Source organism: Mesorhizobium sp. M0698 (assembly GCF_040320455.1).
Lineage (GTDB): Bacteria > Pseudomonadota > Alphaproteobacteria > Rhizobiales > Rhizobiaceae > Mesorhizobium.
The window spans coordinates 1-22,488 of the sequence record NZ_JAMYPQ010000002.1 but is presented as its reverse complement, the minus strand read 5'-3'; the positions used below and the strand labels follow the sequence as shown (position 1 = coordinate 22,488).

Annotated in this window: 18 protein-coding genes and 1 pseudogene; 11 read left to right on the top strand and 8 right to left on the bottom strand. The window is 57.1% G+C overall.

The window, feature by feature from the left end:
* Window positions 1-4 precede the first annotated feature (4 nt).
* The 4 genes from NKI16_RS04675 to NKI16_RS04660 form a co-directional block, all read right to left on the bottom strand.
* On the bottom strand, window positions 5-430 hold the full coding sequence (locus NKI16_RS04675) for a hypothetical protein (protein WP_352451186.1): 426 nt from the start codon (window positions 428-430) through the stop codon (window positions 5-7).
* Between the two features lie 720 nt (window positions 431-1,150).
* The gene (locus NKI16_RS04670) at window positions 1,151-3,457 is read right to left on the bottom strand and encodes a CapA family protein (protein ID WP_352570599.1); all 2,307 of its coding nucleotides are present in this window, start codon (window positions 3,455-3,457) and stop codon (window positions 1,151-1,153) included.
* A 311-nt stretch (window positions 3,458-3,768) separates the two neighbouring features.
* A complete protein-coding gene (locus NKI16_RS04665) occupies window positions 3,769-4,233 on the bottom strand; it encodes a hypothetical protein (RefSeq protein ID WP_352570600.1) in 465 nt (154 codons plus the stop codon).
* A gap of 46 nt (window positions 4,234-4,279) precedes the next feature.
* Window positions 4,280-6,430: an ATP-grasp domain-containing protein gene (locus tag NKI16_RS04660; protein ID WP_352782657.1), complete on the bottom strand. Its 2,151-nt coding sequence runs from the start codon at window positions 6,428-6,430 to the stop codon at window positions 4,280-4,282.
* Window positions 6,431-7,096: 666 nt separating this feature from the next.
* Here NKI16_RS04660 and NKI16_RS04655 point away from each other — a divergent pair.
* Genes NKI16_RS04655 through NKI16_RS04645 form a run of 3 tightly spaced genes read left to right on the top strand, consistent with a single transcriptional unit; the run spans window position 7,097 to window position 11,685 of the window.
* Entirely contained in the window at window positions 7,097-8,659 is a 1,563-nt protein-coding gene (locus NKI16_RS04655; protein ID WP_352782660.1) for a hypothetical protein, read from the top strand.
* Window positions 8,660-8,719: 60 nt separating this feature from the next.
* Entirely contained in the window at window positions 8,720-10,363 is a 1,644-nt protein-coding gene (locus NKI16_RS04650) for an ATP-binding cassette domain-containing protein (RefSeq protein ID WP_352589762.1), read from the top strand.
* Window positions 10,360-11,685 (top strand): HlyD family type I secretion periplasmic adaptor subunit, encoded by a 1,326-nt coding sequence (locus tag NKI16_RS04645; RefSeq protein ID WP_352782663.1) that lies wholly within the window; start codon window positions 10,360-10,362, stop codon window positions 11,683-11,685. The genes NKI16_RS04650 and NKI16_RS04645 overlap by 4 nt, the downstream gene beginning before the upstream one ends.
* 67 nt (window positions 11,686-11,752) lie before the next feature.
* Here the strand turns inward: NKI16_RS04645 and NKI16_RS04640 are convergent, their stop codons facing one another.
* Entirely contained in the window at window positions 11,753-11,893 is a 141-nt protein-coding gene (locus NKI16_RS04640) for a hypothetical protein (RefSeq protein ID WP_352589768.1), read from the bottom strand.
* A gap of 183 nt (window positions 11,894-12,076) precedes the next feature.
* Between NKI16_RS04640 and NKI16_RS04635 the strand changes: the two genes are divergently transcribed.
* A complete protein-coding gene (locus NKI16_RS04635; RefSeq protein WP_352570606.1) occupies window positions 12,077-13,174 on the top strand; it encodes a cupin-like domain-containing protein in 1,098 nt (365 codons plus the stop codon).
* Window positions 13,175-13,290: 116 nt separating this feature from the next.
* On the top strand, window positions 13,291-13,563 hold the full coding sequence (locus NKI16_RS34045) for a beta-barrel domain-containing protein (RefSeq protein WP_502897332.1): 273 nt from the start codon (window positions 13,291-13,293) through the stop codon (window positions 13,561-13,563).
* 378 nt (window positions 13,564-13,941) lie between these two features.
* On the opposite strand, the gene NKI16_RS04630 is transcribed toward NKI16_RS34045, so the two are convergent.
* The gene (locus NKI16_RS04630; RefSeq protein ID WP_352589771.1) at window positions 13,942-14,316 is read right to left on the bottom strand and encodes a site-specific integrase; all 375 of its coding nucleotides are present in this window, start codon (window positions 14,314-14,316) and stop codon (window positions 13,942-13,944) included.
* A gap of 196 nt (window positions 14,317-14,512) precedes the next feature.
* Between NKI16_RS04630 and dctP the strand changes: the two genes are divergently transcribed.
* From dctP to NKI16_RS04600, 6 genes and pseudogenes are all read left to right on the top strand, one after another.
* Window positions 14,513-15,799, top strand: a complete 1,287-nt coding sequence (gene dctP / locus NKI16_RS04625) for a TRAP transporter substrate-binding protein DctP (protein ID WP_352634080.1) — start codon at window positions 14,513-14,515, stop codon at window positions 15,797-15,799.
* Between the two features lie 109 nt (window positions 15,800-15,908).
* A complete protein-coding gene (locus NKI16_RS04620; RefSeq protein ID WP_352589777.1) occupies window positions 15,909-16,958 on the top strand; it encodes a TRAP transporter small permease subunit in 1,050 nt (349 codons plus the stop codon).
* A 3-nt stretch (window positions 16,959-16,961) separates the two neighbouring features.
* Window positions 16,962-18,332: a TRAP transporter large permease gene (locus NKI16_RS04615; protein WP_352458292.1), complete on the top strand. Its 1,371-nt coding sequence runs from the start codon at window positions 16,962-16,964 to the stop codon at window positions 18,330-18,332.
* A 351-nt stretch (window positions 18,333-18,683) separates the two neighbouring features.
* Entirely contained in the window at window positions 18,684-19,304 is a 621-nt protein-coding gene (locus NKI16_RS04610; RefSeq protein ID WP_352841944.1) for a hypothetical protein, read from the top strand.
* 125 nt (window positions 19,305-19,429) lie between these two features.
* Window positions 19,430-20,291: pseudogene (locus NKI16_RS04605) on the top strand (DUF1259 domain-containing protein).
* A gap of 209 nt (window positions 20,292-20,500) precedes the next feature.
* The gene (locus NKI16_RS04600) at window positions 20,501-21,274 is read left to right on the top strand and encodes a sulfite exporter TauE/SafE family protein (protein ID WP_352841986.1); all 774 of its coding nucleotides are present in this window, start codon (window positions 20,501-20,503) and stop codon (window positions 21,272-21,274) included.
* Between the two features lie 222 nt (window positions 21,275-21,496).
* Here NKI16_RS04600 and NKI16_RS04595 read toward each other — a convergent pair whose 3' ends face one another.
* Window positions 21,497-21,931, bottom strand: coding sequence for a YqaA family protein (locus NKI16_RS04595; protein ID WP_352574868.1), 435 nt, complete (start codon window positions 21,929-21,931; stop codon window positions 21,497-21,499).
* Window positions 21,932-21,955: 24 nt separating this feature from the next.
* The gene (locus NKI16_RS04590; RefSeq protein WP_352841942.1) at window positions 21,956-22,225 is read right to left on the bottom strand and encodes a hypothetical protein; all 270 of its coding nucleotides are present in this window, start codon (window positions 22,223-22,225) and stop codon (window positions 21,956-21,958) included.
* Window positions 22,226-22,488 lie beyond the last annotated feature (263 nt).

Below are 22,488 nucleotides of genomic sequence, written 5' to 3'. Positions count from 1 at the left end.
TTCTTTACTTAAGGCCGAAGACTTGCTGAGCCTGGTCAGACTGCAACAAGTCGCGTGCCGAATGTCCGACACCCGGCAAAATCACGAGACGCCAATTGAAAGGCCACCCGTTAGCGGTCGCGACAGCTTGCGCCAGCTCAAAAGTGAACTGCCCCCGATCCAAACGCGTCTCTCCTTGGCGCATAGCAGCTGCGCTTTCGTTTAGATCGACATCGCCAGTGTCGTCTTCTCCAAGATAGATCGTTAGAGGCAAAGCCAGATAGGCCTTCAACTCCTGAGAGGCTTGATCCGGCGTATAGACGCAGCCCGAGGAGAGACATCCCAGCCCGTAGGCTGCCGCCTCTGCTAGGGAAGGCAATACGTAGGTCGACGGATTGGCTACGACCACTCTCTTGGCATCCGACAAGGCAAATGCTGCAACACGCGACATGAATTGACCTCCCGCCGAGTGCCCAAAAAGGTAGTACTGGGCAGTCGGCAGCCCCTCTCGGGCCCTCGCCCAGTTTACCAAGCCCTTCACGTACCAGACAGTCCACCTGTCCCGAGGTTGAATTGTGCCCGAGTTGACAATGCCTCCCCGCTGATAGCTCCAGCCTGGGAACCTTTCCAGGTCGAAAAGCGGCGCCATAACGATCAGGCAATTTCGATCCGCAAGAGGCTGCGCGTAGTCTCGGTAGGATTCGGCCGTTCGGCTTAGTCCATGGAATACGAACAGGATCGATGGATTGGCACAGTTCTTCGGATGATAGGTGTATACTGTCAACTTTATGCCGTTAATAGTTGCTGAGGTCGTACCTTTGCCGACCTTCCAGGCAAGTACTTGGCCTGAATACGTCAGACTACAGCCTAAGACGACTGCCCCTAACAGACGGATTAGAAATCGCACCTGTCGCTCCCATGGACGATCCCGCAGGGATGACATACCCCATTAGCGGCAGCTAAACAAATCAAAACCGGCTGAGCAGTAAAGAGTTCGTTCCTCCACGTCTGGTCCTCGCAATGTTCGCAAGCGACGCCTCCGCGGCACCTCAGCTTCCTGCGTGACAGGGTATCGGCTCCTTGTTTTGTCGGCACGTATCGCTCGCGCCGCCATTGCGATCGAGGAACCCAGTGCAAATCCGCGTACGGCATACGCATGAGCTTCGGAGCCTCACGCCAGTGCAGGGATGGCCAATCTAAGGCATCTGTCTTGAACGGCTACGACAACATCGGCGAGTCCAGGCGACAACGCCAGCAACCGATCGATTGTCGCGCGACCGGCTGCTCCTCCCATTATCTTTGGTTGGTAGTCGAGGCGCGGATCTCTGTTTTGAACGTAAACTGGATAAATATCTAAACGGATCTGCTTCGCACCAAAGTGGAAGCAAGGCAGAATGGACTCCCCTTTGCTGTTTCCGGACCCAAATGCAAAATTGCCGACACTGTATAATATCGGCCGACCATTATAAATCTCGATCGGCTGAAGGATGTGGGGATGATGGCCGATGACTGCGTCCGCACCCAGGTCGATAAATAGCCGTGCTTTCATGCGGTCTTGCTCGGTAGGTTGGCGCTGGTATGGCAAACCCCAATGTACCATCACGGCGATCCGATCGACCAGTGGACGAAGTTGGGCCAGATCACGCTCGACGAATTCGGGCACATCTTGTGCGGAGCCTGGAAGTTCGCCACGAGCCGCTGTTCGACGGTTCCAGTAATATCCGAGAAGTCCGATGCGGATATCTGCGCCATCAAAAATCGCCGGGTGGTAAGCAGAGCTCTGGTTCCTACCACCACCGTACGGTTGGATATACTGTCGCTCTAACGTGGCTAGCGTCTCAACCACGCCACCCCGACCGCAGTCTTGAATGTGGTTATTCGCGACAGTCATGGCAGCGAAGCCTGCACGACGTAAGACAGAGGCTGACTTGGGGTCCACTTTGTATGAGTAGTTCCGAGTGGTATCTGCTTTCTCAGAGATGGTGGAGAACGGCCCCTCAAGGTTTCCCGTTATCAAAGCGCAGCGTCTAAAGATCGGCCTGACCCAGGCGAAGGCATAGTCTGGGCCAAACCTGCGGATACGATGACGCATCCGCATCCCGGTCATCACATCTCCGACCGCCGCCAAATGGTACGGAGCGCTGGCGGACGAAGAGAGGAACTGTTCAAGTTGGTCCGGGTCGATGAGATCGATGTCATCCGGAATTATGACCTCTGAAAACTTCTCGCGAATTTTTACAACATGGCGCCGGACTTCTTCCGATTCACTGAGGCGGTAAAGGGGTGGCTGAACGGAGGGTGCCAACAATGTCTCAACCGCTGAAGAACTAAAGCCGATCCCACGCTTCTCAAAAACGCTTCGGATCAGTGTTTCGTAACGGCTACTGAATCTCATTCGGTCTGCATGAAGCAAACACGAGGCAAAGCTCTTCGGAAGTGACCTGAGGGCGCGCGTTCGAATTCCGGAAGGAGCATACGGGCTATCAGAAAGTCGTCCCAGCGCCAAAAGGGCAGCTACAACTAACGAAATGCAAGTAAGTTCGTCTCCCGGAAAAGCCTTGTGTAGGTCCCACATTGTCGCCGCTATGACTTGCGCGACCAGCGCGTCCGGCGGTGGCATCTCGGCGTCGTCCATACGCGAATCATTGGCAAGAGTATCCGATGGTACGAACTCGGCATCATGACGGAGGTGCCAACACCATACGTAGGGAGTCGACAGCATCGCGGCCGCAAAGTATGCGCTCAAGGCGTACTCAAGGGGACCAGGCCTACTGAAACTGGCGCGCGGTGCATGCAGCCTGTCAGCTTGGATGTCAGCGGTATGGCGCACCACGTGAAACCCGAATGCCTGATATATGAAACTGGCATTGTGCGAGGGGTCGCACAGATAAGCACCGCCTGAAATTCGTGGAAGCCACCCTTCCGCTGTGACCGCACGCCCCGGGCCGAACAGCAATTCCCCACAGAGGGGGATCGAAAAATCATCGAGATTTTCGATTCTTGCTGGATATCGGTATTTGGTCCCTTTGAGCGGCACCAACCTAAGCAGATCCCCGTTAACTCCCCCTTGTTTCGGCTGGTGCGCATTAACGATCGCTCTGACCTTCGGCAACGGGCCCTCGCCGAGTGAACGCAGCACTTCGTTCACTCGATGAGCTATCAAGGAGACGTGGTAGTAGACGTTGACTTGGCCGAAGCGTGCCGCGGCCTCACAACCTTCCTGTTCACCAAGAATTCCGCCGCCGAAAGGCTTGAAAACATAGTTACCTTGCTTGTCGGGCAGTGCTTCGCCCATCTCACCCGTGGGCCAGTGAACATCCGTGGCTGGATGACCGATTACGTCCACGTATCGCCCACGCAGCCCTTGCCTCCCCGTGTTTTGGCAAAGATAAGGCAGTTCGACCTCGGTTGAATGCACCCGGCCACCAGTAAAATCTGAATCGCAACGCTCCCAGACGTAAACAGATCCAGTCGCCATCTTTTTCCCCAAAGCTACTGCTTCTTCTGCGAACGCTGAGACGCAAGAATTCACAAGTCTTGCGCTCCGCAATCCTGCGAACCTTTCGCCGGCGGGTACTGAAATTGATCGAAAGGACATGCCGTCGGTTGCCCTGAGGCCAACTCTCTACAGGGCGTGGAGATTGTCCTTCAACATGCTCTGAGGCCGCATTTTCGCTCCATGGTGGGAAGCTGGATCCGAGTCTGCAGCCCAGCTTCCGGCAGCGTTTTGGCCTCAATTCGCCTGCCCCTGATGGGGGCTACACAAATCAATCTCCTGACGAGGCACATCTATCCGATGCTTGCGACCGGCTTTTTCTTCTCTCCGCTTATTCGAGCTGCCTTACTGAGGCCGCCTGCTGAACCGTTATTCTCACCCGATCCAGCGAGCTCTTGCCGAGCACTCTCCAATGCCTTCGCCGCAGATCCCTCCTTAATCACCTTAAGTTCTTCCGCGACCATATTTGATTTTATGAGACGCCACTTGTCGAGGGAGGCGGCGCGCACGAAGCCGTAAGCCGATGGCATACGGATCATCAGCCAGCCTAGTTTCAACAATTCCTCCGTGAAGCCTCTCACGAACGCCGCCCCGCCGACACGCCGTCCAGTCAGGCGCCTGAATGTCTTGTACGACATTCTTGCACGGGTTCGCGGCTGTCCCGCTTTGTTTGTGGTGCGTTTCAAAGTCAAAGCAACGAGTGTCGCCGCATCACTTAGCGAAACACTCGGTGTTGCAGTCGGCGAAACAGTGTTCATAACCTTACTCTCCTTAGCTTGAGCAGAATCGATAAACTCATCACTGCTATCGAACGTCGTTCGTCTCGGGCCGAACTGAAGGAAACGGGGCCACTTCATCGAACCAGCCATCCTTTTTTGCCAAATACGACATTGCCATTGCGTGCATGGCAGACCTTATTTGCTGTGGCCGCGACTGAGACATAGATGCGAGGGGTTCCGCGGCTAGCTCACCAGATCTCGACAAAAGCGCCATTTTGGCACCCGATCCGTCAGTGCTCCATCTCAAAGTTAGAACCAAACCACCACTCTGTAGGTGCCGACGTAGGTCGGTATCAGTATCAGGCTCGGAACTGACCAATATTAGTCGTGTGGTCGGCAAGGTCGACAGCGCACGGCGGGGCCATTCATCTTCGCTGTTGACAATGAAATAGCCCTGGTTGCCGCACTGCAACACTCGCTGAGCGAGATCTTCGAGAACTGTACCATTGTCTGCATCCGTTCGAGTCATCGAGACCGCACGGCAAGCACCCAGACAAAGACCGCTCGCCCAAAGTCTGTCCGGAGAGGCTGCATAAACCAGGGCTTCCAGGAACGGGTCTCTGGCCAGCATTTGCGGGGTTGTCCGCCGCCCAAATTCCTGGGGTACAGTGTTGATGTAAGCGCCTCTTTTCGACAAGAGACCAACTCTTCGCCCTTCCGCCTGGAACCGATGATCGATTGCTGTCGCCACCGCACCAGTGTGTCGATCGCCGATGACGAGTACGGTGGCAATTTCCGAAGAGCCCGGCTCATTGTACATATTGGCCAGGATTATCTCACTCACATCTCTCGAGGTCCCCGCTCGCGGCCAAAGATGAAACTCGATCCCCGGCCGTGCATTTACCTCGATGACAGTACACCCGACCTCTTTGTATGATCTTGCAATATCGGGCATGATGAGATCTATCCCGGCAATGTTAAGGCCGATGACTCTCACGATGCGCTCGCACAGTTGCATGTTATCTGGATGAACGGAGTTTGTAACATCGACCGGGACGCCTCCACGGGCGAGGTGGCCGGTAGGTCGGAGAACCAAAGGCTGCCCGGAAATTGGGACGGACTCCAGCGTAAGACGACGCAAGGCTAGGTGCCGTAGCAGCTCATCGTCAATCTCTACAGGAGAAAGACGTCTCCCATCTCTGTCGGGTTCTCGGTTCAAATCATGAATCAGGTCAACTATCGTTTTTTCACCGTCGCCAACGACTTGGGGCGGGCAACACATGACCGCCGCCACGAGATGATAGTCAACGACTGTCGCTCGAAATTCCGGGCCGGCGATGAACTGCTCAACCAAGACGCCAAACCGCTCTGACTGAGTAACGTCGTGCGCTATATCGAATGCAGCCTCAACTGCACGGCGTCCCCGCAGTTTAACCGAGACTCCCCGACCCTGATTTCCCTGAACCGGTTTGACCACGACGGTCTTACCCAGCTGTTTGGCGGCAGCGACGGCCTCAGGTTTGGTGCGAACGGTAATCTGACGGGGTACTGTGATCCCCGCTTGCGCCAAAAGTCTGTTGCCCAGCCTTTTGTCCAAGGCCACCTTCGCCGACGCAAACGATGTAGAGCCCGATATCGTTGAGAACAGCTGCTTCTGGTGCTTGCCTTGGCCAAGGCGAAGGTGGTTACGGGCAATGAATTCGAACGGGATGTGATTTCTCTTAGCTGCAGCTACAAGCACAGCGGTCGAATTTGAAAGACGTCGTCTCTTCGCCCGTTCCAGGTTTAGCTCCCGAGTCTGAGCGTATTTCGCTGCCCCGTCCTCGCCTCGCGCCGCCTCACGAATCGCGTCAACGACAGCCGAAGCAGCCGCGCGCGACATCTGCGGGTCATCCGACTCCCAAACGATTGCAAGATGGCTTTCGGACGGATCGCCTATTAGCGACGCCGTCGGCGAAAACGAATAGAAATTCATCGCGCGGCGAAGCTCAAGATCAGCGGACAGGATTGCGTCGGCAATGTAGCGAGGGACCAAAGCGTTTTGTGCACAACCGGGAAACATTTCGGACAGCGCTGAGCGAGCCAGCGCAGTAAAATCGGAGATGCAAGAAACCGCTAGCCGCCCGATATTCAGGGTTAATTTGACCACCGTGTTCGTGCTATGCACGTTAAGTCCCGATAGCACCTTAAAACTGACAATCTCAAGTTGTCCAAACTCTTCAGATAGGCTGACCATAACCCCACTTTTGACCCCGGATGTTCACGCTCCGCCTGCTTTTCGACCGTCTCCCACAATACAGACTTCCTGACCACGCTTCCGCTGCAGCCACTTCAAATGCATCTCGAAACGGGCATCGCATCGATGGGCATGAGCGGCTTCGGCAAGACCCGATGTGAAGGGGCGAAGATGTGGCGCATTCCACCACATTTAAGCACGCTTTATCTCTGATCCCCCGCGTTCAGCCTAAACGCTACGGCCGCAGCATCCGGAAGTCGCGTTCTTATTCTCTTGAAAGACCAGTGGATTTCCCGCCGGCCTGATCCGGACAATGCAGCTGGATGGTATGTGGCCTCGCGGGGAGATGTCGTCATGCATTCGAATGGCAGAGATCCAGACATTATAGTGTTAATAGCCGTTAAAAGTCGTCAGCTTGGGTATGTATTTTAGGCATCTAATGCTATTTATCTAATCATATTTATCCAATCATATTGGTTATTGGATAATCGATTGCAAACGGAGAGGAGTATAGAAAAGGGCTTAATCTTATACATAGAACAGAAAAGACTTCTAAATGCCATCCAAATGTAAGTTGGGGGGTTCATGTCCGTTTCAAGAATTAAGCGCGGGCGCCTGAAGAGAGCTAAACGAGCATTCGCCACCCGCCGGGTCGCCGCATCTCACATGCGCACACTCGTTACCGGACCTATACAGCCCGTCGCTGGCGATCTTGTTTTGGCGCGCGTTGATGAACTCGGCAATCACAGCAGACTGGAGCTCATCTGCGGGCGAAAGGCGATCATGTTTCGCGGAGATGAGATAATCCTCTGTTATGGAAACAGGTACGCTCCTGACCAGTTCGAGGCGGTAATAGGCCCCGATCTGGGGCCGTGCGACTTGGTAGCGGGGGGCGGCATCGCGGCATGTGAGCTTTCCAGGCATGCTCGCATGCTGGCGCCAACCAAGATCACCCCGCTCGGCCTGATTGGCGACAAGTTCGGCCGCCGGCTAAACGTGTGGGATTACAAGGTCAGCTCAGACGATTTACCCCCTTCTCTGCCGATTGTTCTGTCGCTTGGGACGTCAATGAACGCCGGCAAGACATTGACGGCAACGTCATTGGTCCGAGGGTTCAAAAAGGCGGGACTGAAGGTCGCGGCACTGAAAATTACAGGAACTGGCTCGGGTGGCGACACCTGGATTGTGCGGGATGCCGGAGCCGACATCGTTCTTGATTTCACAGATGCCGGATTTGCAACGACGTATTTAGCCCCGGTAGAGTTGATTGAGAAGGGTGCTTTCCGCCTACTGAACCATGCCGCTGAAAATGGATGTGACGTCGCTGTTATTGAGATTGCCGATGGGCTGCAGCAGAAGGAAACTTCCGAGCTAATTCTGGCTGAATCTTTTCGGAGCATGGCTCTTGGCGCGATTTTCGCTTCCTATGACGCGATGGGAGCAAAGTATGGAGTTGATACCCTCCGCGCTGCTGGCCACAAGGTACTTGCAATTAGTGGCAGGATCGGCCGATCGCCGCTCGGTGTGAGGGAGGCTGAAGAAGCCACTGGCCTGCATGTCTATTCCCCATGGGAGCTCCAGGATGGGGCACTCAGCCCCGTTCTAAAGGCTCGCGCTTCTGAAAAACTGGCTAACGGACAGGGCAATAATCCATATCTACGGCGTATTGCTGATTCCCCAAATCCAATGACGGCACTCGACCAAGGTCGAGCCTACTCTTCCCAGCTGCGAATTGATTTTTTGAGGAAGCTTGCGCACGAACTGATTCAGGCAGAGTTGGGAGAAACACCTGGTCCGGGAAGGCCTGCCAGTGACAGCAGGGCGACATGGCCCAGTCCCTTTGGGAGCGTCTCGGTCACCTTACCCGAGTTGCTATCGCAAAGCTCGAACCCCGCGTTTATGTCGATCCAGGCGCCCGCTGAGTTGATAGAAGCGGCAGTGCTGGCAAAAACCCGTGGAGCCCTCAAGTCATCTCTGGGCAGCCTGGTCCAAGCCCTCGGGTGCCCTCCCCTGTCCGCCACCCAAATGTACAACCTCGTGAGCGGAGCTTGGTCGATGTTCGAGGCAGTTGATCACGATGAACGCCTTTGGGCAGCAAATCGGCTTCAGCCAAATGTTCTTGCGGGACCTGCTTTGAGCCCTCATGACGATTTGGATGGGATGATCATGAATTTCTCGGGAATTTTCAACGAGGACCCCGACCAGCATGCCCCGCTTGGACGGGCGTGAAAGACGGTGTCCTTGCTGAGAACACGAGGTAGGCGGCGGTACAGCGCCCCCCTCAGCGAAATGTGGCGAAGGTCGATACCTGGCCTTGCTGCGGTTGTGGGTTTTGGTGTCTGTATCAATGCGCTCCGATTTGCTGGGCCGCTTTATTTTATACAAATATTCGACCGGGTCATTTCCAGCCGCAGCGTGGAAACCCTCGTTATTCTGACCTTGGCCGCCTTGCTCGCTCTGGTAACCGGCGTCGTGCTGGAAGCCATTCGTCGTCGTATGCTTTCCCGCTGGAGCGTTTGGATCGAGCACCACTTGACCAGCCAGTCCGTGAAAGCCGGATTGACGGCAGGCGTCCCCAATCCGCCGCTTCTGACCAGCATCGAGAAAGTCTCCAGCTTTGTTGAGCGAGGGCTAGCTGCTTGGCTGGACGTGGTCTGGGCTCCCGTTTTCCTGTTATGTGTATACTTGATCCATCCTGTTCTCGGCCTGATCGCGTTGGCAGGCATGGCTTTGTTGACAGGTATGAGCCTGCTCAAAGAAAAGATCACACAAGAGCCTCGCCAAGCTGAACGTGAAGCTGCCAAGCAGGCGAAAGAGGTATTGATCTCAGCGGAAAGGCACAAAGACGTAGTCGGCGCCTTCGCAATGGCCGACGCGATCGCCGGTCGCTGGGGTAGGAACAGAGTAGATGGCTTTTTGCAGCGGGAGCGGCTTAATGCCAGAGGATCGAGCCTTGATGCAGCGATCCGGGCGCTGAACCGTTGCGTTTACATAGTTCTATTGGCATCGGGCATCTGGCTGTTCCTGAACGATTCGGCGTCCCTCGGAGGCGTATTTGCAGCCCGGCTCATTGCCAGATTTGCTTACAGAATGGTGGAAAAGGCAGTTCGGGAGCTCAGAAGCCTCAGGGAAGCGCGGGAGGGATACTCTCAGATCAAGGCGGAGCTTGCCAAACCGTTGGACGTAGAGCCGTCCCTGCTTCCTGGAACGCCGCAAGGCTCGTTAGTTCTCGATCAAGTTACATTCAGGCATGCTGGATCGCGAGCAGACGTATTTAGGAAACTGTCGCTTTCTCTGGCTCCTGGGGAATTGCTGCTGGTCATAGGACGTGCAGCCACCGGCAAGACGACGCTTTCTCGTCTTCTCATCGGTTTGCTCAAGCCCCGCACCGGTCAGATCCGCTTGGGAGACATGGACATAACCAGGCTTCCGGATAATGTTAGAGTTGGAGGCATCGGCTATTTACCTCAGCACGTTGAACTTTTTGACGGAACCGTCGCGGAAAATATTGCACGTTTTCAACAAAGTTCTATCGATGACGTGGTTTCCGCAGCAAAAATAGCCGGAATACACGAAGTTATCATTCGTCTGGGCCAGGGTTATGACACTTTGCTTAACGACTCGGTCGGCCTGTCCGGGAGTGAACGGAAGCGAGTAGCCCTTGCCCGCGCGCTCTTTCGCGCGCCGAGACTTATTGTCTTGGACGAGCCATTCGCCAATTTGGACGCTGCCTCGAAGAAGACCCTCGAGTCGGCGGTTAGGCTTATGAAGGATGCGGGAAGCTCGGTAATTGTCACCATATCCGGACAGACCAACCGTCTTGCCGGATTAGTTGATAGGTCGCTGATCCTAGGAAGTCGATCGCCCGAGCTCACCGGAGGTTCCGTTCGTCCCGTTGCTTTCGGGAAAACTGAATTGCGGAGCGTTAAGTGATAGCTTCGCTCGCCCTTGGCACCAAACACCCCGGTACCCAGCGAGCCGAAGATCCGCCGCCGTTTGGTAGGCGTTTAGTGATCTCTGGTTTCGCGATTGTCGCTGCCTTCTCGACCCTGACCGGCATGTGGCTTGTCGCGGCACCTATCCAGGGTGCGGTCTTGGCCACCGGGGTGGTGAATGTCGCGTCAAACGTAAAGACAGTTCAGCACCTCGAAGGCGGCATCATATCAGAGATATTGGCTCAAGAAGGAGATCGCGTGTCGCCAGGCCAGGTGTTGATACGATTGCAAAACACCGCTTCGGCGGCTGCTGCAAATGAAATCAAGGCGCAGTGGTACGAGGCGAAGGCTACGGAAGCGCGCTTGGTCGCGGAAAGAGATGGAAAGGACTCGATCGAAATTCCGCCTGAATTGAAAGCGTCCGGCAAATTGGCAGCGGATGCTGTTTCCGGGCAGGAGAGTGTCTTTCGGACACGTCAAAACCTCTTCAGAGAGCAGCTCTCCCTGCTGCAGCAAGCAACCAGAAGCATGGCGAAGGAGATAGAGGGTTTTGAAGGGCAAGCGGTAGCGGCTACCCGGAAGCTCGAGCTGATCGAGGAGCAATTAGGTGATGTGCGCAGCCTGTACGAAAGGAAGTTGGTAGTCAGGACGCGCCTTGTAGATTTGGAAAGAGAAAAGGCGGACGTGGGAGGTGCCCTAAGCGGGTATGTAGCGTCGATCGGCGCGACCCAGCAAAAGATGGAGGAGACGAAATTCAAGATTGCCGAACTTAGCGCCTCGACGACGGCCGATATCGTCGAGACACTAGGAGAAACCCGCGCCAAAATATACGAATACGAGCAGCGAATGGCCGCTGCTGATGACGTGGCGACGCGTACCGAGATACGTGCTCCTATCGGAGGCACCATAGTGGGACTTAAGGTCCACACGAACGGAGGGGTCGTAACGGCGGGAGAGCCGCTGATGGACATCGTCCCTCAGGAGGATAGCTTCGTTGTTGTGGCAAACGTTGACCCCCTCGACGTCGATCAGGTGAAAGTGGGGCTGCACGCGACGGTGTGGCTTAGCGCTGTGAACAGACGTTACCAGCAACCGATGAGCGGTGACGTTCGCACTCTTTCAGCTGACCGGCTAATTGACCCTCGGACCGGTCAGGCTTTTTATTCAGTCCGAATTGTTCTGAGGCCGGAGTCTTTGAAGCCTGGAGCATTGCAAGCTGGAATGGGCACACAGGTCATGATCGAAACTGGAGCGAGGTCAGCATGGGAGTATCTCAGCGCGCCGGTCTATGCCGCTATGGGACGTGCTCTTCGTGAATAAAGAGAACGAGCAATAGACAAAGACTTTTACGCTCCCGTTCAAGTATAATTGGGGCGAGTATCGAGTATTATGTCTTCTCCCAGATTCGCGGCCACCAGTCGACGCGTCGCCGCCGCTCGGCCCTGTCGACGCCGCGCATGCGCAGGCCGAACTCGACATTCTCGCGCACGGTGAGGAATGGAAACAGCGCCAAGCTCTGCCAGGCCATCGGCGTATCCCGCTGCCAGTTGACGGCTTTCGTCGATCAGCACGGCCATTGAACACCAAGTGTCTGGATCGCTGCCATTCGAATGCACGACGACATTGCTCCCGACAGCCACATATCATCCAACTGAAACGCAATTTGTATTTCATTTCTTTGATTAAGGTCATCTCAATAAGGGTGGAAACCATGGCCAGCAACGCCAAACTCGCTGAATCAGCTCGCGAAACGCCAAAGCTTAACATGAAACCGATCGAGGAGATTGACAGCAAGCAAATCTCCACGGCAATCCGACAAAATCGGCCGTTTGTTGTTCGAGGCTGGGTTGCAGCCTCCGACGGTTGGGGATTGGATGACCCCAAATGGGCGCGGCATACCGGGCAGGTTACGGTGGTTCCAGGGGACGAGACCACGGTTTCCACTGCATCCTATGTCTTACGCAAGAGCGGGATGACACACGAAATGACCTTCCGTGAGTTGTTCGAGCGGATCCTAGGCCAGGGGGAATGGCAACCACTGATCGATGCAAACGAGCGCTACTACATGTTTGGTGGGAAAGTCCCGAGCAGTCTTCTGGAGGCATTGCCTTGGCCAAGCGACCTGGAGTTCGTTGGCTCGTCTCCCTATGTTGCTTCCGAAGGGGTTACCGCCAAGGCGCATTATGATCATTGGTACGCATTCCTGGTGCAGCTACACGGGACAAAAGCCGTAAAAATGTTCCCCCCTTGGGATTATAGTTTCATCTATCCGCAGCATGAAAAGACGGCCGACAAGCCCAGGCGGGCGCTTGTGGATTTGAATAATCCCGATTTTGACCAGTTCCCGTTGTTGAATCAACTGCATGGAGAGATTGCCGTACTGAATGCAGGTGACGTTTTGTATATGCCGGTCGATTGGTGGCATGAGGTTGAAACCGAGGGATTCTCTGTCAGCATCAACCGGCGTTTGAGACGGAGTGCGCTGGACTGGGCCGGCGCTCTGCTTGTATTCGGCTATCAGGTCCTGCAAGGCGCATACCGTTACGGCATCGAACCGATCCCCACCGACGAAATTAAGACTCTGGCCCAGCATGCCTATGTTGAGTGGAAGAGCGACACCGGCAAAACCGAATACGATCAATGGTGCGCATTCCTGGCGCAGTTGGGGCGGGACCAAGCAAAGGCGTTGCGGATCCCCGAAGATCTCGGAGTCCTCATGGCGCGGTGGTTTCAGACCGAGCAAGACCTAACGAAGGCAGAGTTTGAGGCGCTCTCGCATCCCGCGGTTGGACTACCTGTTCGGCAGTGACCTGCATCCCGGATTTCTGACCGTTCTGAGCTGGAATTTTCCACTGAGTTGAAGTTTTCGGAGGTGCAGATCGCCTTCATCCTGCGACAAGCTGAGGAGGGGACGGCGGTTACGCGATGGTTTGGCTGAGCGCTGTGAGCAGACGTTACCAGCAAGCGATGAGCGGCGATATGCGCACTCTTTCAGCTGACCAACTGATTGATCCTCGGACCGGTCAAGCTTTCTATTCAGTTCGAATTGCTCTGAGACCGGAGTCTTTGAAAGCAGCGCCTGCAGCATTGCAAGCTGGGATGAGCACGCAGGTCATGATCGAAACTGGAGCGAGGTCAGCATGGGAGTATCTCAGCGCGCCGGTCTCTGCCGCCATGGGGCGCGCCCTTCGTGGATAAAGGGACGGGCAAAAAGAATTTGGAGCTCAAGTTAAAGTATAATTTGGGCGAATATAATGTCTTATTCCAGAATTCGCGGGACTAGAAGAGAGCTAAACGTGAATTCTCTACCCGCCGGGTCGCGGCATTTCACATGCGCACACTTGTCACCGGACCCATACAGCCCGTCTCTGGCGATCTTGTTTTGGCGCGCGGAAACACCGCTTACGATTTTCCTTGCTATAGTGCTTCATATGGCGCGCCGGCAAGCGGACTCTGCTCACCGGCAGCAACGCAGCTTGAATTGGCAGCTCGACGAGTGTGGGGAAAGGCGGTAGCGCTCTACCGACTCGACCCCCCGAACACGTTTGATGCCGCTAATCCTTGCCGCTCATCAGCTCAGAAAGTAGGCGCCTGCTGGGAAGGACGGGCCAGGCGCGAAGCCTCGTTTGATTCCCTCGCGACCGCCCAGCTTCGAGCATCCAACGTGAGATTGCTTCCTGTTGCTGTCGCAGGTGATCGCTTCAGCAGCTTGTTGCGCGTGATGTAGCCTGCGTTAACCCCCGGGATCGAGTGGTTCATCAGAAGATGGACGTCCAACTCCGCAACGCCTGCAGCCTGGGCGATTGTCCGGAAAGTCTGCCGCAGGTCATTCCCCCATTTCGACAGATCGCTGCGTTTCTCCTTGTGCTCGATGACGTGACCGCGTTCGCTCTCTGCTGGGAATAGCCAGTCACGCGATTGCTCGGGGTAGAGAGCCCTACCGATGCGCATCACTCGAACCAGGCAGCGGACGCAGACCAGGACCATGGAGTGCAGTCACCCGGCCAATGTTTCGGCTTGAGAAGCAGGGACGGAAGCCGCACCGAGCTTCGTATAAGCCGAAGGAACGCCGCGTTGACTAGCCGATAACCCACTAAAACCGTGGATTTATTGAAACCGCACGAGCATATTACGGGTCGGGCGCGCAGTGGTTGAAAATGCTTGCGTCGCGCTATGTTATTTGCATGCTGCGCCGTTTCTTTCTCTGTCGTTCGTGGCGCTGGCATGCTCTGATCCCTCAAAAAGGATGTGTCATTGGTTTTCAGTTTTTGAGACCGGCGGTGGGCCTATCGTTTGCCGAACAGGGAGGAAGACAATGGACGGAGAATCGCATTCCAAATCAAGGCGAAGCTTTCTGAAGTCGAGCGGACTTGTCGCCGGGCTGACGGCGACGGCGGTTACCGCTCCCTGGGTTCGAAGGGCAGGAGCCGCTGACACAATCATCTGGAAAATTCAAACCTCGTGGCCGGCTGGCGTCGGACTTGAAACTTTCCAGAGCTGGTGTGGGACCATCAAGGAAAAGACTGGAGGCCAACTCGAATTTCAGCCGTTCAAGGCAAAGGACATCGTTGGTGACTTCGAACTCCTCGACGGGGTGAAGAACGGCGTTCTGGAAGCGATGAACTCGTTTTCACTTTACTGGGCCGGTAAGCTTCCCGCTGCGGCGTTCCTCTCCTCTTACACGATGGGGCTACGCTATCCGCACGAATGGGACATCTTTTTCTATTCGAAAGGTGGTCTGCAGGCCGCGCGCGACCTTTATGCGAAACAAGGTCTTTACTACGTCAACCGCATTCATCACGGCCCGAACATCATCCACTCAAAGACACCGATCCGCTCGATCGAGGATTTCAGAGACCTGAAGCTGCGCGTGCCTGGCGGCATGATCGCCGAGACATTCGCAAAAGCCGGCGCCAAGACGACGCTGCTGCCGGGCGGCGAGGTGTTCTCCGCGCTGGAGAAAGGCACGATCGATGCAGCCGACTACACTGGGCCGGCGGTAAACTGGGCGCTCGGGTTCCAGCAGGTGACCAAGTACATTTCCATGGGCCCAGCCGGTCTGATGTCCGTATACCAGCCCGTCGACCTGATGGACTTTGCCGTCAACATGAATGTCTGGAACCAACTCCCGGACAACCTCAAGAAGTTCGTGGAAGACGAAATCCAAGTCTATTCCAATGTCCATTTCGGGGCCATCCAGAAGGCCGACATGGAGGCCTGGCAGAAATTCCTGGATGCCGGCATTGAAATCAATCGGCTTGGACCGGAGGACCTCCAGAAGTTCCAGGAAATCGCGGTGCCAATCTGGTTCGAGTGGGCCAACAAGGATAAGGACGCGGCGCGCATCTTCAAACTGCAGCTTGAGGTGATGGAGAACCCGACCGTCGGTTACGTGACGCCGGACATGTATCAGGGATTGTCGATCGACCTCTGAGGCTCTCCGCGCCCGTCCTGTCCGGGCGGGCGCACTCTCCTGCAAGAGGCAGTCGCCGATGCCCTCACTCACATTTGTGCTGCCGCACTGGCTATACTGGTCAAGCCTCGTGCTTTTCCCGCTCGTTGCGGTCTTCCTTGTCCATCGCGAGCGGGCACAGCGCGATGCCGGCCGTCCAAATCTCTTTCTTGCTTACCTGTTCCTGGTCACTGCAGGCTTCCTCGGCATGCACCGGTTTTATCTGAAGAGCAGGTGGGGATTCATTTTTATCCCGCTGTTCATTGCAGTGCTTTGGACGAGCGCCCAGGTACGCGACGGACGTGAGGCAGTGTCGCTCGCGCGATCCCTGAGCGAACACGCCGAAAGGCTGTTGCCGCGTGCCAAGGCAGATGTAGCAGCCAGCAAAGAAGGCGCTGCCGATCACCTGGCGAAAGCTGAGGCAGACGCCACGGTGGCGCGCGATAATCTGAGCGCCGCCGCCCATGGGCTCGAGCGCGCCAACAGCATTGGCCGAATTGCCGGACTCCTGCTTGGTCTCGCTCTCGCAGGCGACGCCCTTCTAATACCCGGTCTTGTGCGGCGCACCCGCACCCGTGAGATCGCGCGCGCCGCGGCCGACCATCCGCTCGTAGTCGATGTGCCAGCCACGCCCGTCAAGCAACCGCTCGCGTTGTTCCAGCCGGTCGACTGGCTGGTACGCGTGACGGGCGAGTTCGTCGCGTATTGGTCGGTTCTCGCAGTGGTGGCGTACTACTACGAAGTGGTGGCCCGTTTTGTTTTCAACTCACCGACCAACTGGGTGCATGAAAGCATGTTTCTTATGTTCGGCATCCAGTACATGCTGGCAGGCGCCTATGCCTACCGTGACGAAACGCATGTCAGGGTAGACATCGTCTACAGCCATCTCTCCGAACGCGGTCGTGCTGTCTGCGACATCATCACCTCGGCCTTCTTCTTCTTGTTCACCGGCACCATGCTGGTCACAGGATGGCGATTTGCGAGCGATGCCACGGCGGTTGGCGAACGCTCATTCACCGAATGGGGCATCCAATACTGGCCGGTAAAGCTCGCGATCCCCATCGGGGCAGCGCTCCTGTTGCTTCAGGGCCTATCCCGGCTGATGCGAGACATCGCCACTGCATTTGGAAGGATCGGCTGAGCGATGGGCCTCGAGCTTCCGATCCTGTGGCTCAGCATATTGATGTTCGGGGGTCTGGGCGTACTTTTGCTGCTCGGATTACCGATGGCCTTTTGCACCGGCAGCCTTGCCGTGCTTTTCCTCTTTCTGTTCGGCAATTCGGCCATGCTGAACATGCTGCCGTCTCGGGTCTTCCCGTTCATGACGGATTATCAGCTCTCGGCGGTGCCGCTTTTCATCTTCATGGCCGCGATTCTCGAGAAGGCGGGCATCATCGAGGAGCTGTTCGATGTCGTCTACAAATGGCTGGGCGGACTCAAAGGCGGGCTCGCATCGGCCACGGTGATCTCCTGCACGCTGCTGGCCGCGATGGTCGGTGTCGTCGGGGCGACGGAAGTGACGATGGGCATGATCGCGCTCCCGGCCATGCTGCGCCGCAACTACGACGCCAAGCTCGCCTGCGGCTCGCTTCTTGCTGGCGGGACCCTTGGCATTCTCATACCCCCTTCCGTCATGGCGATCGTCTATGCCGTCGTGGCGCAGCAGTCGCTGGGCGAGCTTTTGATCGGGTCGGTATTTCCCGGGCTGCTGCTGTCCGGGATGTATGTCGCCTACGTGACGGCGCGCTGTTACATCGACCCCAAACTCGGCCCGGCGTTGCCGCCGAACGAGCGCATTGACTTCGCCCAAAAACTCAAGCTTTTGCGCCGGACGTTCATGCCGATACTGCTGATCCTGCTTGTGCTCGGGGTCATCTTCATGGGCATTGCCACGCCGGTCGAAGCCGCCGGCATCGGTACGTTCGGGGCTTTCATCGTCTGCGCCGCACATCGGCGCCTGACCTGGGACACGATCCGGGAGGCCTGTGTCGCGACGCTCAAGGCCACGGCGATGGTCATGTGGATATTCTTCGGCGCCACCATGTTCGTCGGTTTCTTTATCCTGAAAGGTGGGCAGAACTTCGTAGCCGAATCGATACTCGGAACAGGCTTGGCGCCTTACGGCGTTCTTGTTCTGATGATGATCATTCTGTTCGTCCTGGGCATGTTTCTGGACTGGGTGGGCATTCTCCTTCTCACCGTACCGATATTTCTGCCCATCCTAAAGCCACTCGAATTCAGCGGCACGTTTGGGCTAGCCGGTGTGGCTCCTGAAGACGTGCCACTGTGGTATGGTGTCATTTTCATGGTCAACATGCAGATGGCGTTCCTTAGCCCGCCTTTCGGCTATTCGCTGTTCTATCTGAAGAGCGTTGCGCCGCCGGAGATCTCGATGGCGACGATCTTTCGATCCGCAGTCCCCTTCTTGTGCCTGCAGGCGATCGGAGTGGGACTGTGCATCGTGTTCCCCTCAATCGTCGTCTGGCTCCCGAAGGTCATGTACGGAGGCAATTGACCACATTTGCGGCTTGCCGACACCGAGGATTAGTCGAATTTGATAGCTTGTTGCTTGAACGGCGTCACCTTTTTGCCTTCCTTTGCGCGTCGTCATGAGATCGCTTCTTGAAACAATCCTGGCTGCGAGTGCGTGTATCGCACTCGACCAGTCTTGGTTATCTCGCCTACGCCGCCCCGGGAATGCCGCCCCATCTGTCCTTGCCGAGATGGCCAAGGAACCTGCCGCCGATCAGATCGTTTCGCGGTATCTGGCTAAGGCCAACCGGAGCGGAGGCAGATATGCCGCATGCCCGCAATCGCATGGAACCGAACATCGGCAAAGTCTGCCGTGGATTCGGGGCTTGGTGCAATGCTGCGTGACGTCGATTATGTCCTGCAAAAACTCGACTGGATGCGCGGCGAAGGCATCTGGCCCAACGGCTTGCGATATCTGTGGACCGATGCATTCGGGGTCGTGCTCTACGTCTCGCTTTATGCGGAAACTGGCGAAGAGCGCTGGCTGGGCGAAGCCGAGCGGCTGGTGGCCGATGTCGAGCGTATGCTCGGCCGCCGGCGCGGACTGAGGATCGGCGAAGCGGCGGATCGCGACGGCCAGTATTTCCACTATCTGGCGATGTGGCTGTTCGCCCTGGCGCGTCTCGGCGATCTGAAGCCGGAATACCGCAAGCGCGGCATTGCGCTGGCGCGCGGCATTCACCCGGCATTTGTGGTCCCCGGCCGCGGCGTGATCTGGAAGATGCAGGAGGATTTGAGCAGCCCATATCCCGGCTACCGTCTCGGCAGCATGGATGCCTATGACGGCGACGTGGCGAAGCGGTTTGCCGAACTGGAAAAATGGGCGAGAAAGAACCTTTCGGTCGGCGACGTCGTGGGGCGCTGGTGCAATGAGGATTATGATACGGCCGACAGGATTCCATATGCCGGCGAGCCCGATCCAAAAATGGGCTCGAGCGCGACCCGGCGATCGTAATCATTGCCGCGATCATGCGCGGCGCCGACCCTCCCGCCACGAAGCCAGCAGCCGCATGACGAATTGGGCAATGGGGGCAGATCACAAGGAGAAATCCCATGCATGCAAAACTCGTGACGGGAGCAATGCTGATTGCGATGTCGGCGCTGCTCCAACCGGCATCGGCGGCACACGATTGGCAAACAATCGCGAAGACGCTAGGCAAATCCGGAGCAGAGACGCCTGATGGCGTCTACCGGGTGGGCTTGCCTCGAACGGACCTGAAGGTATCGCTCGATGGCGTGGCCCTGAAACCAGGATTTGCGCTTGGAGGCTGGATTGCGTTCGAACCCGTGGGGAAACAGGCCATGGTCATGGGCGACATCGTTCTGACGCAGGACGAGGTGAACCCGGTCATGAAGAAGCTTGAAGAAGGTGGGATCGAGATCACTGCGGTGCACAACCACTTGCTACGCGCGGAGCCGATGACACTCTACATGCACGTCTTCGGCCAAGGCGACCCGGTTACGCCTCGCAACAGCGCTTCATGCCGGATTGGCGCTGAGCAAAACACCGATGGGAGGCGGCGCCCAGCCGCAAGCCGCTCCGCAGATCGACTTCGACACGGCCAGTGTCGACCAAACCATCGGTTATAAGGGTAAAGCCAATGGCGCGATCTACCAGTTCACGATCCCGCGCGCTAAGCCGGTCGAGGAAAATGGAATGGAAGTGCCGGCGGCCATGGGCTCGGCAATAGCGATCAACTTCCAATCGACAGGTGGCGGCAAGGCGGCGATCACGGGTGATTTTGTGCTGACCGCAAAGGAGGTCAATCCGATTATCAAAGCCATGCAGGACAACGGCATCGAGATCACCGCACTGCATAGCCACATGCTCGATGAGCAGCCGCGGCTCTTCTTTATGCATTTCTGGGCGAACGACGATGTGCAGAAGCTGGCGAAAGGCCTGCGCGCAGCCCTCGACAAGGTCGCCGTCAAGAAGAGCTAGATTGGTGGCCCGTCCAACGGCGGAGTTCGGCCGGCTCGGAGCGATCGCCGGCCTTCTTCCCGCCGCCTCGGGAATTGTTCTCTGGCAGGGCGTCTTTCTGCCACCAGCATTCCGCCGGAGATCGCCTTTCCATCGCACACGAGCGGCGGGCCGGGCTTTTGCGAACCGATGCGTTCGGAACGATCGAAGGCCCGCTTCGTTCTGATCGGATGGACTGGGTTAGACTCGGCCTCCTGGCTTTGGCGGGGTTTCTCACCTGGACGCTGAACACCCTCTCGGCCGGAGGCGGAGGCCTATTGCTGATCCCCGCCGTGACTTTCATCACAGGGAGCGCCGCAGTTGCGCCGGTCATCACCTTGACCGAGCTCATCGGCAATCCCATCCGCGCCCTGGCCTTTCGGCGCGACATCGATTGGAGCCTGGTCCGTTGGTATCTGCCGGGCGCCATCGCCGGTGCCGCGGCGGGCTCCTGGCTCTTCGCCAACAGTCGGGCGGAATGGCTCCAGATACTCATAGGGATCTATCTGATCAGTGCAGTCTGGGAATTTCGCGGCGGGGCGCGCGAGCGGAGCTACCGAGTCCGCCGCTGGTGGTTCCTCCCGGCCGGCCTGATCGTCGCGCTGTTGTCGGCGCTGATGGGCACGGTGGGACCCGTCCTGAATTCGCTCTATCTGAACTACGGTTCGGAGAAGGAGACGTTGGTCGCCACGAAATCGGTGAACTCGTTTGTGACCGATGTCGTCAAGATCGCGGTATTCACCGGACTTGGCGCGCTCGGGGGTCAGGCGGCCATGTACGGCGCAGCCGCGGGTTTGGGCGCTGCGCTTGCCAATCTGCTGGCCAAGCGCTGGCTCGAGCGCCTGAGTGGACGACAGTTCCGCGGCCTTGTGGTCGCGCTCATGGCAGTCAGTGGAGCGCTGATGATCTGGAACCAGCACAGCTTCGTTGTGCAGGCTTGGCGCGCGGCCACAGGAATGTCTTAACAATGTCGACGTTGGCTGAAGCCCTTCGCGCGCTGTGCCTTAGCTTGGTTGGCCGGTCCCGCGACGCGCAGCAGCTGGCGAAAGGACTGCGCGCGGCCCCTTGACAAGGTCGCCGTCAAGAAAGGCTAGGCTTCCCGACCGCCTGTATCAGACGTGGCTCTTGGGCTGGCTCCTTCGAACCAGTCGGGCCTAACCCGCTCAGGTTGGAGAAGCTTCGCGAGGTCAGATGACGCTCAGCGTCACGGCGGCAAGAACAAGATAACGGCCGACCTTGGCGGCAGTGACCAGCAAAAGGAAAACCCGAAAAGGCTCGCGCAGGACGCCCGCGACGACGGCTAGCGGATCACCGACAACCGGCAGCCAACTCAGCAGGAGCGACCACTTTCCGTAGCGGCGATACCACACTTGCGCGCGCTCCAGTTGCGCTTGGTTCATCGGAAACCACCGTTGGCTCCGGAAGCGCTCGATGCCTCGCCCGAGCAGCCAGTTGATCACCGATCCAAGTACGTTGCCGACGCTCGCGACGGCGATGATTGGCCAGGGCGAATAATCCGCAAGCAGCAGCCCGACCAGCACTGCTTCCGATTGCATCGGCAGGATCGTGGCGGCGAGCAAGGCCGCCAGGAACAGACCAGCATAGGCCGCGAGATCGGTCATTAAACCGCACATCCGCCAGTCGACCTAATGATGGTGACCTTCGGGTTCGACCATCGTGAACGGCAGCACCTGTTCGCGATCTTTCGCGGTCAGCACCAGACTTGCCTGGAACTCATGCGGCTCGGCCGGAGCCACCGTACTCTCAAGCCGATGATGGTTGTCGGCGACGGCTTCGAGGCGAAGCGTCTCTGGCCCGTTGGGCCGGTCGATGATCACCGTCGCTGTCAAATCATCGGTGTGCCGTTCTATGGTCAGCCGCATCCGCTCGCCGGCCGCTGTGTCGACGATTTCCAACGTCCCCGCAGCCAGACCGCAGGCGACCTTAAAGGGCTCCGGCGCAGCGTCAGTTGCGATACCGGTCCGTGGCCAGCGCAGCGCATCATAATTCTGCTGTTCCTTCAGCCTGCAAAGTCTCCGCGAGAATCGTGAGGGTCGCGCCGGTGAAAGCGGCCAAGGAACCTGCCGCCGATCTGATCGTTTCGCGGTATCTGGCTAAGGCCAACCGGAGCGGAGGCAGATATGCCGCATGCCCGCAATCGCATGGAACCGAACATCGG

Excerpts from the sequence above, each read along its gene's own strand:
- NKI16_RS04595 (WP_352574868.1), bottom strand. The coding sequence starts at position 21,931 with ATGACCGATCTCGCGGCCTATGCTGGTCTGTTCCTGGCGGCCTTGCTC.
- NKI16_RS04660 (WP_352782657.1), bottom strand. The coding sequence starts at position 6,430 with ATGGTCAGCCTATCTGAAGAGTTTGGACAACTTGAGATTGTCAGTTTT.
- NKI16_RS04665 (WP_352570600.1), bottom strand. The coding sequence starts at position 4,233 with ATGAACACTGTTTCGCCGACTGCAACACCGAGTGTTTCGCTAAGTGAT.
- NKI16_RS04610 (WP_352841944.1), top strand. The coding sequence starts at position 18,684 with ATGCTGCGTGACGTCGATTATGTCCTGCAAAAACTCGACTGGATGCGC.
- NKI16_RS04630 (WP_352589771.1), bottom strand. The coding sequence starts at position 14,316 with ATGCGCATCGGTAGGGCTCTCTACCCCGAGCAATCGCGTGACTGGCTA.
- NKI16_RS04675 (WP_352451186.1), bottom strand. The coding sequence starts at position 430 with ATGTCGCGTGTTGCAGCATTTGCCTTGTCGGATGCCAAGAGAGTGGTC.
- NKI16_RS04655 (WP_352782660.1), top strand. The coding sequence starts at position 7,097 with ATGCGCACACTCGTTACCGGACCTATACAGCCCGTCGCTGGCGATCTT.
- NKI16_RS04635 (WP_352570606.1), top strand. The coding sequence starts at position 12,077 with ATGGCCAGCAACGCCAAACTCGCTGAATCAGCTCGCGAAACGCCAAAG.
- NKI16_RS04615 (WP_352458292.1), top strand. The coding sequence starts at position 16,962 with ATGGGCCTCGAGCTTCCGATCCTGTGGCTCAGCATATTGATGTTCGGG.
- NKI16_RS34045 (WP_502897332.1), top strand. The coding sequence starts at position 13,291 with ATGGTTTGGCTGAGCGCTGTGAGCAGACGTTACCAGCAAGCGATGAGC.
- NKI16_RS04600 (WP_352841986.1), top strand. The coding sequence starts at position 20,501 with ATGGACTGGGTTAGACTCGGCCTCCTGGCTTTGGCGGGGTTTCTCACC.
- NKI16_RS04640 (WP_352589768.1), bottom strand. The coding sequence starts at position 11,893 with ATGGCCTGGCAGAGCTTGGCGCTGTTTCCATTCCTCACCGTGCGCGAG.
- NKI16_RS04650 (WP_352589762.1), top strand. The coding sequence starts at position 8,720 with ATGTGGCGAAGGTCGATACCTGGCCTTGCTGCGGTTGTGGGTTTTGGT.
- NKI16_RS04670 (WP_352570599.1), bottom strand. The coding sequence starts at position 3,457 with ATGGCGACTGGATCTGTTTACGTCTGGGAGCGTTGCGATTCAGATTTT.